At 42.3% G+C, this 14,185-nt stretch carries 17 protein-coding genes; 11 read left to right on the top strand and 6 right to left on the bottom strand.

The features are described from left to right. The first annotated feature begins 69 nt into the window (after window positions 1–69). Together treC and K6969_RS00555 are read left to right on the top strand one after the other, a co-directional pair. Window positions 70–1,695, top strand: a complete 1,626-nt coding sequence (treC, locus tag K6969_RS00560) for an alpha,alpha-phosphotrehalase (RefSeq protein ID WP_321537430.1) — start codon at window positions 70–72, stop codon at window positions 1,693–1,695. Window positions 1,696–1,997: 302 nt separating this feature from the next. Further along, window positions 1,998–3,119, top strand: a complete 1,122-nt coding sequence (locus K6969_RS00555; protein ID WP_015445098.1) for an IS110 family transposase — start codon at window positions 1,998–2,000, stop codon at window positions 3,117–3,119. A gap of 649 nt (window positions 3,120–3,768) precedes the next feature. Here K6969_RS00555 and K6969_RS00550 read toward each other — a convergent pair. Together K6969_RS00550 and K6969_RS00545 are read right to left on the bottom strand one after the other, a co-directional pair. Continuing rightward, window positions 3,769–4,107, bottom strand: coding sequence for a Lin0368 family putative glycerol transporter subunit (locus K6969_RS00550; protein ID WP_029173838.1), 339 nt, complete (start codon window positions 4,105–4,107; stop codon window positions 3,769–3,771). Window position 4,108: 1 nt separating this feature from the next. Then, the gene (locus K6969_RS00545; protein ID WP_153309461.1) at window positions 4,109–4,486 is read right to left on the bottom strand and encodes a Lin0368 family putative glycerol transporter subunit; all 378 of its coding nucleotides are present in this window, start codon (window positions 4,484–4,486) and stop codon (window positions 4,109–4,111) included. A 141-nt stretch (window positions 4,487–4,627) separates the two neighbouring features. Between K6969_RS00545 and K6969_RS00540 the strand changes: the two genes are divergently transcribed. After that, window positions 4,628–4,975, top strand: coding sequence for a MurR/RpiR family transcriptional regulator (locus K6969_RS00540; RefSeq protein ID WP_171943259.1), 348 nt, complete (start codon window positions 4,628–4,630; stop codon window positions 4,973–4,975). Between the two features lie 119 nt (window positions 4,976–5,094). On the opposite strand, the gene K6969_RS00535 is transcribed toward K6969_RS00540, so the two are convergent. Continuing rightward, on the bottom strand, window positions 5,095–6,384 hold the full coding sequence (locus K6969_RS00535) for an IS4 family transposase (RefSeq protein ID WP_321537425.1): 1,290 nt from the start codon (window positions 6,382–6,384) through the stop codon (window positions 5,095–5,097). Window positions 6,385–6,465: 81 nt separating this feature from the next. On the opposite strand from K6969_RS00535, the gene K6969_RS00530 reads away from it, so the two are divergent. The 4 genes from K6969_RS00530 (at window position 6,466) to K6969_RS00515 (ending at window position 9,644) form a co-directional block, all read left to right on the top strand. Continuing rightward, window positions 6,466–7,026, top strand: a complete 561-nt coding sequence (locus K6969_RS00530; protein WP_321537429.1) for an SIS domain-containing protein — start codon at window positions 6,466–6,468, stop codon at window positions 7,024–7,026. A gap of 261 nt (window positions 7,027–7,287) precedes the next feature. Then, window positions 7,288–8,490 carry an IS110 family transposase gene (locus K6969_RS00525; RefSeq protein WP_321537491.1) on the top strand — a complete coding sequence of 401 codons (1,203 nt, stop codon included), beginning with the start codon at window positions 7,288–7,290 and terminating at the stop codon, window positions 8,488–8,490. 262 nt (window positions 8,491–8,752) lie between these two features. Then, window positions 8,753–9,196 carry a MarR family winged helix-turn-helix transcriptional regulator gene (locus K6969_RS00520; RefSeq protein ID WP_029174406.1) on the top strand — a complete coding sequence of 148 codons (444 nt, stop codon included), beginning with the start codon at window positions 8,753–8,755 and terminating at the stop codon, window positions 9,194–9,196. Beyond that, window positions 9,186–9,644: a GNAT family N-acetyltransferase gene (locus K6969_RS00515; RefSeq protein WP_029174407.1), complete on the top strand. Its 459-nt coding sequence runs from the start codon at window positions 9,186–9,188 to the stop codon at window positions 9,642–9,644. Before K6969_RS00520 ends, K6969_RS00515 begins: the two co-directional genes overlap by 11 nt. A 64-nt stretch (window positions 9,645–9,708) precedes the next feature. Here K6969_RS00515 and K6969_RS00510 read toward each other — a convergent pair whose 3' ends face one another. The 3 genes from K6969_RS00510 to K6969_RS00500 are packed head-to-tail and all read right to left on the bottom strand — an operon-like array spanning window position 9,709 to window position 11,753. Beyond that, window positions 9,709–10,731, bottom strand: a complete 1,023-nt coding sequence (locus K6969_RS00510; protein WP_321537428.1) for a YeiH family protein — start codon at window positions 10,729–10,731, stop codon at window positions 9,709–9,711. A 10-nt stretch (window positions 10,732–10,741) separates the two neighbouring features. After that, window positions 10,742–11,065: an AzlD domain-containing protein gene (locus tag K6969_RS00505; RefSeq protein ID WP_171943237.1), complete on the bottom strand. Its 324-nt coding sequence runs from the start codon at window positions 11,063–11,065 to the stop codon at window positions 10,742–10,744. Continuing rightward, window positions 11,052–11,753 carry an AzlC family ABC transporter permease gene (locus tag K6969_RS00500; protein WP_029174410.1) on the bottom strand — a complete coding sequence of 234 codons (702 nt, stop codon included), beginning with the start codon at window positions 11,751–11,753 and terminating at the stop codon, window positions 11,052–11,054. Before K6969_RS00500 ends, K6969_RS00505 begins: the two co-directional genes overlap by 14 nt. Before the next feature lie 124 nt (window positions 11,754–11,877). Between K6969_RS00500 and K6969_RS00495 the strand changes: the two genes are divergently transcribed. From K6969_RS00495 to K6969_RS00480, 4 genes are read left to right on the top strand one after another with little or no spacing between them, the layout of a single operon-like run. Beyond that, complete coding sequence (locus K6969_RS00495; protein ID WP_029188188.1) at window positions 11,878–12,063, top strand: hypothetical protein; 186 nt, start codon at window positions 11,878–11,880, stop codon at window positions 12,061–12,063. Then, the gene (tnpB, locus tag K6969_RS00490; RefSeq protein ID WP_029188189.1) at window positions 12,044–12,394 is read left to right on the top strand and encodes an IS66 family insertion sequence element accessory protein TnpB; all 351 of its coding nucleotides are present in this window, start codon (window positions 12,044–12,046) and stop codon (window positions 12,392–12,394) included. The genes K6969_RS00495 and tnpB overlap by 20 nt, the downstream gene beginning before the upstream one ends. Before the next feature lie 50 nt (window positions 12,395–12,444). Continuing rightward, window positions 12,445–12,651, top strand: a complete 207-nt coding sequence (locus K6969_RS00485) for a transposase (protein ID WP_029178852.1) — start codon at window positions 12,445–12,447, stop codon at window positions 12,649–12,651. Continuing rightward, window positions 12,605–13,957, top strand: a complete 1,353-nt coding sequence (locus K6969_RS00480; RefSeq protein ID WP_321537393.1) for an IS66-like element short variant transposase — start codon at window positions 12,605–12,607, stop codon at window positions 13,955–13,957. The genes K6969_RS00485 and K6969_RS00480 overlap by 47 nt, the downstream gene beginning before the upstream one ends. The last annotated feature ends 228 nt before the right edge of the window (window positions 13,958–14,185 follow it).

The following is a 14,185-nucleotide window of genomic DNA, read 5'->3' as shown; positions in this document are numbered from 1 at the left end:
GGCGCAAGGTAACTTGCACCTCCTATCATTGCTTATGCAAGAAGGAAAAATCAAGAAAGAGAGAGCAAAATGACAATAGACAGACGGAAGGTTGTTTATCAAATCTACCCAAAATCTTACAAGGATACAACTGGAAATGGTGTAGGGGATTTACGAGGAATTATTGAAAAACTACCTTATTTGAAGGAGCTAGGCATTGATATGATTTGGCTCAACCCTTTCTACCCAAGTCCTCAACGAGACAACGGCTATGACATTTCAGACTATACAGCCGTCAATCCTGATTTTGACACCATGGCTGACTTTGAAGAAATGGTGGCTGTCGGCAAAGAATTGGGCATCGAATTCATGCTAGACATGGTCCTCAACCACTGCTCGACAGACCACGAATGGTTCCAAAAAGCCCTAGCAGGCGACAAATACTACCAAGATTTCTTTATCCTACGTGACCAGCCAACTGACTGGGTTTCCAAGTTTGGTGGCAATGCCTGGGCTCCCTTTGGAGAGACTGGGAAATACTACCTCCACCTCTTCGACGTGACCCAAGCCGACCTCAACTGGCGAAATCCTCATGTCCGTGAAGAACTCTTCAAGGTGGTCAACTTCTGGAAAGACAAGGGTGTCAAAGGCTTCCGCTTCGACGTTATCAACCTGATTGGTAAGGACGAAGTCCTCGAAGACTGCCCAATCAATGACGGAAAGCCTACTTACACCGACCGCCCAATTACCCACGACTACCTCAAGATGATGAACAACGCCACTTTTGGAGCTGAAAAAGGCTTCATGACTGTCGGGGAAATGTCGGCCACCACCATTGAAAACTGCATTCTCTACACGGCTCCTGAACGGGAAGAATTGTCCATGGCCTTCAACTTCCACCACTTGAAAGTGGACTACAAGGACGGGCAAAAATGGACCATTATGGACTTTGACTTTGAGGAACTCAAACGCCTCTTCCATACTTGGGGGGAAGAAATGTCCGTCGGAAATGGCTGGAATGCCCTTTTCTACAACAACCACGACCAACCTCGTGCCCTCAACCGCTTTGTCGATGTGAAGAATTTCCGTAATGAAGGAGCAACCATGCTGGCAGCCTCTATCCACCTGTCACGCGGTACGCCTTACATCTACATGGGCGAGGAAATCGGCATGATTGACCCCGACTACGACAGCATGGATGACTACGTGGATGTAGAGTCTATCAATGCCTACCAGATGCTCTTGGATCAAGGTCACACACCTGAGCAGGCCTTCAAGATTATCCAGGCCAAGTCCCGTGACAATTCCCGCACCCCGATGCAGTGGGATGCTTCTGACAATGCAGGCTTCTCAACAGGAACTCCTTGGCTGAAAGCTGGCAAATCCTACCCAACCATTAACGTTGAAGCCGAAAAAACAGGCCCAATCTTCACCTTCTATCAAGAACTCATCCGCTTGCGGAAAGAACTCCCTCTGATTTCAGAAGGGGATTACAAGGCCGCCTATAAGGACAGCCAGAAAGTCTATGCCTTTGAGCGTTTATTAAACGATGAAAAATTACTAGTCCTCAACAATTTCTTCGCAGAAGAGGTTGAACTAGACCTAGCAGACGACTACGCCCACGGCCAAGTCCTCATCAGCAACTATCCTGATAGCAAACTCGGTAAGAAAATCACCCTTAAGCCGTATCAAGCCTTGGCGATTCAAGTTAAATAAACGATAAAACATCCGAAAACAACACTCTACGTGTCAATTTTAATTTTCCTAAAATTAGAACCCGCCTTCACAGCTCAGTATGTTACTTGTGAAGGCAAGTTCTTGGTTTAAGTTTTCTTTTAGGAATATATTTTATACTGTAATTTGCGCACGAAACAGCTATCTAGGGGGAGATAGTTGTTTCTTTTTTATAGACAATATGTAAAGACCCCCAGTTGAGAATTCGTGGATTTACCTGTACACTAGAATAAAAAAACAATCAACTTCTAACAGGAATTACCACACTCAATTGGAGGTCTTATATGTTTCATTTTACCACACTTTTCATCGGAATGGATGTTCACAAAGAAAGTTTTTCACTCTGCTATTATGATATGATGGCGAATCAATTCAAACATAGCACTAAAGTTGGTCCAAATGTTAGCTATATTGTGAACTATGTGAATGAGCTTCGTCGTTTATATGGTCAAGATGCAGAAGTGTTATGTGGCTACGAAGCCGGATGTCTTGGATTTACCCTATATCACCAGCTACAAGCTCACGGGATTCCCTGTATCGTGATGGCGCCTACAACGGTGATGAAGGAAGGATCTAAGCGTGTTAAGACTGATAAAAAAGATGCAGCTCAGCTCGCAAAAGCTCTGGCCTTTCGTAGCTATCGGCCTGTTCATATTCCTACTGTTGAGGATGAACAAGTCAAAGAATATATCCGCATGAGAACAGACCACAAAGTGGCTCTGAAGAAAATCAAACAACAAATTCTTGCCTTCTGTCTCCGACATGATTTTCGCTATACCGAGGGAAGCAGTAATTGGACACAGAAACATGTCCGCTGGCTCCGTTCCCTAAATCCTGATGGACTTTATGCAGAGATTTTGACAGAATATCTATTGACCTATGAGAAATTAGTAGATCAAATAGAACGGTATGATGCACGAATTGAGCAACTGGGTCAAAGCGACAGTTACCAAGAGAAGGTCTCACGGCTTTCTTGCTTTATTGGCATTAAAACACTAACTGCTCTTTCCATTGTGACAGAAATCGGTGATTTTAATCGCTTTGCGACAGCTCAACATTTTGCTTCTTATCTTGGGCTAACTCCTAGCGAAAATTCTAGCGGCGACAAGGAGAGAAGAGGTGCTATCACCAAAGCTGGGAATAGCCATGTGAGACGACTTCTGATAGAAGCTGCACAATCATTGGCTAAGGGGACGATTGGGTATAAATCCAAAGAATTGAAAAGGAGACAAAGTGGAAACCGAGTGGAGGTGATTGCTTATGCGGATAAGGCTAATGAACGCTTAAGAAGACGTTATCGCACACTTGTTCTAGGAAAAAATAAGAAACAAAATGTTGCTAAAACAGCTATTGCACGAGAATTGTCTGGTTTTATTTGGGGGATGATGACAGGAAGAATAGCTTGAAGTTAGCGCTTGTTTTCATGTACACTTTTGACCATTAAGTTTTATCGTCGCAGAGCGATGAGGAATCCCTATTTCTATCCAAAATCACTGGGTGAATTTGGACAGAAATAAGGATTGAAATCATGTTTGAATGGAAAGTATCTTGAAGGAGTTTAGGACTTCAAGGTTTGAGTCATCTACGAAACGACTAAGTGGCACAATTGTGATCCACGCTTATAGAGAGTAGGACTCGCGGCAGAACCATTGACCTGTAGGTAACCAATCCACGAATATCAGAGTGGCCAATGCCCGAAGCTAAGAACTAGGCTCTTTCTAGATACTTTTCATTTTTTAATCAGTTCGATTGTTTTTACTTGACAAAGGGCTTTACATATCAGTTGTTTAGTTTACTTTTAGTACTAGCTCCAACTATCTGGGAGATAGTTGGAGCTAGGAAATAGAGCGAACTCTGTTCGCATCAAAAGCTGCAGGCTGCTTGTACAGTCTAATGACTGTACAAGGTTGGAAATAAGACTTGCGAAGCAAGTTACTTATGCAAAGTACGGCAAAGCGAGTTCAAACAATCCAGTGGATTGTTTGAAGTTGGAAATAGGGAAACGGAGTTTCCTATTACGTCTAAGTAATAAAAGATAAACTAAATGACGATATTTTATACTACAGTTAATAGAACCCCTGCCAAAACTCCACCCAAGATTGCTGAAAGCAAGAGGGGCCTTGTCTTAGTCCAGTCTTTTCCTCTGGCAAGACCGTAAACCAGAACACCAATTCCTGTCGCCAAACCCATATCCACTACAACACTACTTGTTTGCACAATCAAGGGCTTAGCTGAGCCATGATTGAGATACCAAAGTGTCCCAACGATGAGAGTCGCTGAAAGGAAGCCACCGAAGACTCTAAAGCGAGCCACGCTCCTTCCCCAAAATAAAAGAATGATTAGTGGCAACAGAAATCCACCTAAGAAAGTTGATAGCATTTGGATGAGTGTCATCTTACTTCCTCCCATTCTCATACCTTGCCACGACCAAGCCCGCTAGACTGGCTCCCAGACCCATGATAATGAGCGTTGGTAGAGAAGAAATCATCAGTCCCAAACCTGTTGACAGGCTTGTTTTCACAAAAACCGCAATTCCAATCGCCATCCCCATGTCAATGCTAGCCATGTCCTCTTCTTGAACAGCCAAGCCACGATAATGAACAAGGTACCAAAGTGGAAAGATGATGAGCATGCCAGCTATAAATCCTGCCCAGTTCCCAAAAGGTTGTGCTATTCTTGACCAAAGATAAGGTACTAGAAAGCCTGCCAGACCATAGGCAAACAGAGAACGGATAGACCGAACCATGGATTTTCTTCTAAGCTGTTTTATCATTGACTTTCTGTCCTCCTCTCTTTGTACATCTAGTTTAGCATTTGTTATAATAGAAAAACAGATAGTTTAGAAAGGTTGGACCTGAGTTTACAAATTTTCTCTATTTTTCCCCTTCATTTGTAAACAAAGTTTTAGAGGCTTATGTTTTTATTAGAAAAAATTGAACTATATCCCTTTTCTCCCAGCGAAAAAGAAGTTATCCAGTTTATCCTAACAAAGCGTGAGGAAATCAAGGACATCAGCATCCAAAAGATTGCAGATTCTTGCTTTACTTCCAAGTCAACTCTGGTCCGTATCAGTAAAAAACTGGGCTTTGACGGTTGGAGGGAATTCAAAGATGCCTTTTTGAAAGAGATTGACTACCTCAATAAACAGGAATCCAACATTGATGCTAACATTCCTTTCACAGCAAGCGATAACTACCTACAAATCGCCAACAACATTGCCAAACTAAAAAAAGAAACGCTGGATGATACCCAATGTCATTAAGTTAAGCATTTAAACAATTAAAGGAACTATTCCCGTCCGAGCAATTGATGACCAAACGGGAATAGTTTTTGTATTTAGGGCGCACAAAAAGGAGGTTTTTTAACCCTATTTTTCAACTATTATGTTACTCTATAAGTGAAGCTTACAGGTGCCTTGCTTTTTATCTTTCTTTGGAACGTTCGATTGGGTCGGATGATGGATAAATGTTTGGCAATGTAGGTTTCCAATTGGAAGGAAGTAAGTTCTTCTCTAAGAAATTTTCGACAGGCATAAACAGCGTCTGAAAAACAAATTTTATAAGTCTGTTTTAACTTTGATGTTTTAATAGCAACGTGTGAGGTTAGCCATTTACAAACATTAAAATTGATAAAGCGAGCGTAGATTTCTTGGAGAATCCCTTCCTTCTTTTTTGCATGAAAATGAGTTAGACCGATACTATATTTTAGGTCACGAAAACTAGTCTCTATGCCCCATCTGTAGGCATAGAGATCTTTTAATTTTTCTGGAGAATAATCGGTGTTTGTCACCAAAGTTTCAAAGAAACCTGGCTTGATTTCGAGACGCACCATTCGAAAATGAAGTTCGTAAAACTGAACTGGGTCGCTTTTTCGGCTAGAGCTTGGTAGAAAGTCAAAGGATGTGTGATTAGGTAAACAGCGATAGTGATTAGGAAAATTTTGATACTGTTGCTTCATCTCATTGGTCTGTTTCCGACAGATGTTTAGGTCAAATTTTTCATCAAAACAAGGGGTGTCAGGGAGGTTAAATCCTGATTTCATAGAATGATTCCCGTCACGAATACGAATAATATAGGACCAATTTCTTTCTTGGCAGTGAGCCATGACATTGTAGGATTCATACCCCCTATCCATTATTACCAGAGCTTGTTTGAAAGAAGAGTTCTTCATCATGTCAATAAAAGCTGCACGTTCATCAACCTCTCGATTATCTTGGATCCGTAAATCATGATATATCTCTTGTTCAAGATTGTAGAGAGCATTGATATGAATAAGATTGTAAGGAGTGTGATGTGGTCCAGTTTGAAAAGAGGTCGTTTTATCAAAACGATTTCTTGGTAGAATCACATCACTGCCATCAACAGCCAGGATAGGGAGATTATCAGAGATTGGAATTTTAGAAGTAATATCCCTAAAAAGTGTTTTAAAAGCTTGGTGTTTAATCTGATACCGTCGTTGAACAAAGGCAGATTGGGTAACTGGTAAATGTAAGTCAAGTAACTCTTTAGATAAGGTATTGCCTCCCATGGTCAGTATGGCTTGAATCATGGTTTTCATAGTTAGCTGACTTTGCCGACTAAAATCTTTTTCAGGATGAAGCACAAACTGATTGGCACTAGAAACGATGTCGTTAATACTATCAAGTAAATGAGCTTTAATCTGATCTAGCATGACTTTTCCCCTTTTATTTTTAGTGTAACATAAAAACTAACCCACCACAAAATGTGATAGGTTAGTTAACTTAATGACATTGTGGATGATACCAGTTCCCTCCTTGAAGTACGTGACCTCAATCACGCCATTCGTCTTTTACAACCCGCACAAACCATTCACATCTTCGCTGCCAGCAATAACCTCCTCAATGCCCAAGAGTTCGCCCACAATATGTCCCGTATCCAAAAGGATGTCCGTGTGCACCAGCTGCAAGGTGAAATTCATTTCAATGCCTATCTGGCTCAGGAAAACTCGTGTGCTATCATTATCTCATACTCAGGTGGCACCAAATCGCTGATACGGGTCGCAAACATTCTCCGTTCAAAAAAAATTCCTATCATCGCCCTGACCAGTCTAGGCGACAATCCCATCTCTCAACTTGCTGATGTTACTCTTCGCTTGGCGACAAAAGAACGACTCTACTCAAAAATCGGAACCTATTCAACCGATACCTCCATCACCTACCTACTGGATGTCCTCTACTCTTGCATCTTCGCTAAAGATTACCAAGACAATTTAACCCTGCGACAAGTTTCCTCGCAATTCATTGAGTCTGAACGCTTTACTGATTCCTCTATCCTGCAAGAAGAGACAGATTAAAAACTTGTTTTTATCAAAAACATACTAAGATTAGTAGTGAGGAAATCTCCGACGGGAGAGAGTAGTCACTACTTTTTCTTTATGTTAAAGTAGAGGTGTCTTGTTAAGTCGAGAACTCTTTTGACGCTAGACGTCGCATCAAAAACTGGCAAGACACCTGTTTTAGAAAGAATGTTATCAAAGTATGTGGGACGCCAGACGTCGAGTATTGAAAATGACATCACTAAAACAAGGAATCATTCAAGACAAAGAGGTAATATCATGCGTGCAGTTTTTGGGATTGATGTGAGTAAGGCAAGTTCAGAAGTGGCCATTCTAGTCAATGGTGAGAAAGTTCATGGCTATGCCATGTCCAATGACGCCATCGGCTTTGCTCGGCTACTTGGCGATTTGAGAACCGTCCATAAACCAGAAATCATCTTTGAAGCAACAGGTGTCTATTCTCGCCGTCTCCAAACTTTTCTAGAAGATAATGGCTATGCTTATACAAGGCTTAATCCCTTAGAAGCTAAGAAGCAACTGGATAGCTTGCGTGTGAGGAAAACAGATCAAATTGACGCTGAAAAACTGGCTCAATCTCAATTTGTGCTGAATCGTAAACCCACTTATGTCCAAGAAGAAGTCTATCAAGAACTGCGAGATTTAAGTCGCTTCTATCAGAACTTAACTGAGGACATCGTTCGAGCTAAAAACCGTCTGCACAAGGTCTTGCAAGTCACGTTTCCAGAGATAGAGACTGTCTTATCAAAGCCAACTGGGGAACAATACTGGAACTTAGTTACTGCGTTTCCTTACAAGGACTTCGTGCTTGATTTAAGCAAGGACAAACTCTTAGAGAGCATTCGTCAGTCCACCTCAAAACGGATTTCGGACAAGCGTGTGGCGTACTTAGCCGAGAAGCTGATAGCACTAGCTAATCAATCGTATTGTGCCGTCAAGAAAACCTCTCCAATGCTGGAAGAGGTCCGTTACTATACAAAAGAATTGCTTCGGCTTTCTGGACAGAGACAGGCAGTCTTAGATGAAATGGTAGAACTAGCTCAGCCATTACCTGAATATGACATTCTGCTCTCTATTCCTGGAATAGCTGAGACTACTGCAGCAAGTATTATTGGTGAACTGGGAGATATTCGCCGTTTTCAGTCTACCAATCAAATCAATGCCTTTATCGGTATTGACCTGAGGCACTATGAATCTGGTAACTTCCTCGCTAAGGAACACATTACCAAGCGTGGCAATCCCTACGCTAGAAAGATTCTGTTCAAATGTATTCACAATATCGCTTCAGCCAGTCACACCAAGCCTTGCCATATCGCCGACTTTTATGAGAAACGAAAAAGACAATCGCAAACGACTTCTACGAAGCCACACACGATTGCCTCCATACATCGTCTCATTCGGACAATGTATTACCTCATAACGCATAATAAGCTTTACGATTATACTTCTACCCAAAATCGGTAAAACTGTTTATGCAATATTATTGTAACACCTTATCAAAAATTTTCAACATAAGGTGTTCATTTCGTGTACTCTTTTTTACACGAAACTTTAGTCCAAAAGAAAACAATTTCCTTATTTTAACTATTGAACTCAAAATATTTTTCATCAAATACCTTGATAGGCTTGACAAATGGTAGAAAAATAGTTGCTTTTAGCAACTATTTTTTGATATACTCTATATAAAATTGGTTGTTTTTGGCAACTAAATGTGTGAGGTGACTACTTGGAAACATTCATTACACAACTACGACAGTTTAACCGCTCCTACCTACCTGCCTTTCATTTGCTAGGCAATAACTATCTAGGCGAGGCTTATAACCTAACAGAAGTTCGAATACTCTTTGAAATCTATGAGAACGCCGGCTGTACAGCCTCCTTTATCAGCCACTCTCTCCAACTAGATAAGGGCTACATCAGTAAAATCCTCAAACGATTTCAAACCTCTGGTTTTGTCATGAAAAAAACTAGTCAGATTGACGGACGGCAACACAGCCTATTTTTGACAGAAACAGGACTTACTGCTGTTGAATCCTATATCGACAAGGCCAATCAGCAGATCGCAAAACAGTTAGGTCGCTTGACAGCTCAGCAACGTTCCAAATTTCAACAGGCCATTGCTACACTTATCCCCCTCATAGAAGAAATGGAGAAAAAACATGAAGATTGAAACCTACAAACCCGAATACAAAGAAGAATTTATCGCTATGAATCTAGCTTGGATCGAAGAAATGTTTGAAGTAGAGCCTGAAGATCGTGCCGTCTTAGAAAGCATTGACCAACGCCTTGCAAATGGTGGAAAGATTTTCTTTGCTATCAATGATGAGGGACAAATCATGGCTTCCTGTATGATTGCACCCCTGCCATCTGGCGAATGGGAGATTGAGAAATTTGCTGCCAAAAAAGAATTTGCAGGACAAGGAGCTGGGAAAGCCTGTTTGCAAGCCTGCATGGATTTTATAAGAGACAAGCATATTCAAAAAGTCATCATCGTTTCCAATCGAAAATGCACATCTGCTGTCCACCTTTATCGGAAATTCGGTTTCATCGAAATCCCAGTTGATAAGGATAAATTCCCCTATGAACGGGCGGATATTGCTTTTGAACAGTATTTCTAACATTATAAAATACAAGGTTAAAAGCACCTCCAACGATAAAATGGAGGTGCTTTTCGCTCTTTTCTTACCATATCCCAAGCAGAGCCTGCCAGACTAGTGTCAACACCGTCACACCTAGCCAACAAACCAGCCCGACTACCAGAGAGGATTTGCCCTTTTTTACTAGAGCAAGCAAATTGGTCCGCAAACCGATAGCCACCATCGCCATACAAATCAGGAATTTTGACAAAGCCTTAAGTGGTGCAAAAAAGTCTGCTCCTATTCCAAACTGACCGGCAATTGTCGTTACCAGACTAGCTAGGATAAAATAGAGGATAAAGGTTGGAAAACCTGCTAAGAGAGACTTGCTATCTGCTCCTACACCCTGACCTCTAGCTTTCCAGATAGCTAAAACCGTCATGATGGGAATAATAGCCAAGGTCCGCGTCAGCTTGACTGTCACAGCCGTATCCAAGGTCTGACTTCCTAAACCATAAAGACTATCCCAAGTCGAAGCTGCTGCAGTGACCGACGAGGTATCATTAACCGCCGTTCCGGCGAACATCCCAAAGGCCTGACCCGAATCTGTCGAGAAACCCAGCCAAGTTGCCAAGCTAGGAAAGACCAAAGCCGCCAAAACATTAAAGAGAAAGATAACCGAGATAGCCTGCGCCACATCCTCATCATCAGCCTCAATAACAGGGGCAGTCGCCGCAATAGCAGAACCTCCACAGATAGAGGTCCCAACGCCAATCAAGGTCGCCAGATGAGAAGAAATCGGCAAGAATTTCCACATCAGGAATGCCAGTAACAAAGCGAAACTAATAGTCGATAGGATAAGCGGAAGCGACTGACGACCAACTGCAAGGACCGCAGATAGATTTAAACCAAAGCCCAAACAAATCACCGCATACTGCAAGACTTTCTTAGAGGTGAATGTAAGCCCAGACTGAAATTCATTTTGGCTTGAAACATAGAAGTTCAGGCTCATTCCGATCAGAAGGGAAAAAACAGACCCACCCACTAGGGGAAAGAAACTGCCTGACCACTGGCCCACCAAAGCCAAAAGCAAACAAAGTCCGACACCTCTGGCATTTTCCTTTACCATAACTTACCTCCTAGAAAGCCAAGCGGAGAGCCGCAGTTGTCAAAACGCCGACTAAAACAGCCAGTAGGATATTTTTGGTCTTTAATACCACTAGGAAGGTTGGAATCAGGGCGATACTTTCAACGGGAAGAAAGCTTGGTAGAGAACCGACTTCCTCATCCATGATGCTAGACAGGGTCAGGGCAAAGATAATGGTGAGCGGAAGAAAACTGAGAAATTTTATCAACTTAGGAGGCAAGGATTTGTTTTGAGTGAGGACAAAAGGAAGGACACGCGGCACCCAAGTTACAAGGGCTGAAGCTAGAATAATCAGTAAAATACTAGTTTTTATCATCAATCATTACTCCCACAAAACAACCTAAAAGCGTTGCTAAAAGTACCGCCACATAAGACGACACAAGCACAGACAAGCCGACATAGGCCAAACCAACAGCCAGCAAAATCAGGCCAATCTTCTTGACAGGAATGGTCCGTGCCATAGCTTCCAGCTGACCGGAAAAGATACCAACAAACATGGCAACCAGGGCGAAATCAAGACCAAACTGCTCTGGATTTGGGATAAGCCCACCGATGAGATTACCTAAAATGGTAAAAATCACCCATGACGCATAGCTGGCAAAGTTGTTCCCATACATCCAGACAGGAGAAATCTCCTTGTCCTCAATATGCTTGCGTAAAAGCACTGCATGAGACTCGTCGGTCACAAAAGAACCAATAAGAATATTGGAACCCAGACTGTTTCCCTGAAAAATCGTTGTTGTGTGCAAACACATGAGGAAGTTCCGCAGATTGACAAAGAAAACCGTCACCGCAATAGACAGGAGAGGAGCCCCTGCCAAAATCATCGCACACATAACAAACTGGGCACTCCCTGCATAGACCAAAAGGCTCATCAATCCCATTTCAGTCGCAGAAATCCCCGAATTGACAGATACGACACCGCAGGCCAGACCAATACTGGCATAACCCAAGCTTGTGGGAATGGCATCCCGCATCCCCTCACGAAAGGCATGTTCTTTCATTCATTATCTCCTTATTTTCTCACAATGATTCGAAAATGTATTGTAACCGCCCAATAACAAGGTATCTATCCACCCACTCCCTCCTCCAGTATACTGTTAGAAAAACAAAACTGGAGGATTTATTATGTCACACCCCATCATTCCATTGACTGTTCCCCAATCTCGCCGCTTTGAGAAGCGAGGCAGAAACGATATTATGATGAAAATTCGTCTCGGAAAAGTGGAGCTCACAGTCTTTCACACTATCAATCAAGAAACACTAGAAACAATCTTAGATAAGGTACTGTTCTATGACCATCCAACTCAGTGATTTAGGTCAAGTTTACTTGGTCTGTGGAAAAACAGATATGCGTCAGGGAATTGATTCCCTGGCCTATCTTATCAAAAGTCAGTTCAACCTGGATCCCTTCTCCGGTCAGGTCTATCTCTTCTGCGGAGGTCGAAAAGACCGGTTCAAAGCTCTTTATTGGGATGGACAGGGATTTTGGTTATTGTATAAACGTTTTGAAAATGGGAAATTGACCTGGCCAAACAATGAAGAAGAGGTCAAGGCTCTAACTTCCGAGCAAGTCGACTGGCTCATGAAAGGATTTTCTATCATTCCAAAAATAAATGTTTCAAAAAGTCGTGATTTCTATTGAAATCATGGCTTTTCTTTGTGTATAATGAGATAAAAAGAAGGAGATTGGTTATGTCATCACTAGAAAAAATTATTGAAACACAGTCAAAAACGATAGAGATGATGGCTAATGAACTCACTCTCCTTCGAGAACAGGTTGACTATCTGAGACAGAAACTCTACGGAAAATCATCAGAGAAGGTCGTATATCAACCAGGTCAGCTGAGCTTGTTTGGGGAGGAAAGTCTCCCTGAAGAAGAAGCTGACTTACCCAGTTGAAACGGAGACCATCACCTATAAACGCAAGAAAGCTAAGGGAGTTCGTCAGGCTATTTTCAGCCAGTTCACTCCAGAGATTGTGCATCACGAATTGCAGGGCGAAGACTGCACTTGTCCAGACTGTCATGGTCAGCTGAAAGAGATTGGCTCAACTGTTCAACGACAAGAGTTGGTCTTCATTCCTGCACAATTAAAGCGGATTGACCATGTTCAACACGCATACAAGTGTCAGGCATGTAGTCAGAAGAATCTAAGCGATAAGATTATCAAGGCTCCTGTTCCTAAGGCACCTTTGGCACACAGCTTGGGTTCAGCCTCTATCATCGCTCACACCATTCACCAGAAATTCAATCTGAAGGTACCCAATTACCGTCAGGAAGAGGACTGGCATAAACTTGGCCTGCCCATCAGTCGGAAGGAAATAGCCAACTGGCACATCAAGTCTAGTCAGTATTATTTCGAGCCGATTTATAACCTGTTGCACGAGAAATTGTTGGAGCAGCCTATTCTTCATGCGGATGAGACTTCCTACAAGGTCTTAGAAAATGATAGCCAGTTGACCTACTACTGGACTTTCTTGTCTGGGAAACATGAGAAAAATGGAATTACCCTCTATCATCATGACAAACGACGGAGCGGCTTAGTTGTGGAGGAGTTTCTTGGGGACTATGCGGGCTACGTTCATTGTGACATGTGGAGTGCTTATCGTCAATTAGACAAGGCTCAGCTCGTTGGCTGTTGGGCTCATGTTAGACGAAAATTTTTTGAGGCGACTCCTAAGAAGACAGATAATACTTCTTTAGGAGCCAAGGGATTAGCCTATTGCGACCGCCTGTTTGCCTTGGAGAGTGACTGGGCTGACCTGTCTACTGAGGAACGGCTACATAAACGGCAGACAGAGTTAACTCCCTTGATGGACGAGTTCTTTTATTGGTGCCGTGAACAGGCTGTCTTGCCAGCTTCCAAATTGGGTACTGCAATAGAGTATAGCCTCAAATACGAAACCACCTTCCGAGCCGTTCTCTCGGACGGTGACCTAGTCCTGTCCAACAATATGGCTGAGAGGGCTATGAAGACCTTGGTGATGGGCAGAAAAAATTGGCTTTTTTCTCAGAGCTTTGAGGGAGCCAAGTCGACAGCTGTCATTTTGAGTCTTTTAGAAACAGCTAAGCGACACGGACTTGATGCAGAAAAATATATGACCTATCTTCTAGAACACTTACCTAATGAGGAGTCGCTCGCAAAAAAGGAGGTTTTAGAAGCCTATTTGCCATGGGATAAAAATATTAAGAGAGCTTGTAAATAGAAAAAGGTTCCAGAGTCGACAGGACTTTGGAGCCTTTTCAATATACCTTGTTATTGGGCGCTTACTGTTATTTTCTCACATTTATAGCTAAATTTCAATTCTTACCAACAATGAAAAGGACCTAAAGTCAATTGACTTTAAGTCCTTTTGCATCTTTCTATCGATACAGATAAATATCTCGTTAAGATGACTGTTTTGTCACCATTAGTAGATACTGATCATGCACCC

The sequence above is a fragment of the Streptococcus suis genome (assembly GCF_019856455.1).
GTDB lineage: Bacteria > Bacillota > Bacilli > Lactobacillales > Streptococcaceae > Streptococcus > Streptococcus suis_AE.
The sequence above is the reverse complement of the archived record's forward strand: the minus strand, read 5'-3'. Positions and strand labels throughout refer to the sequence as shown.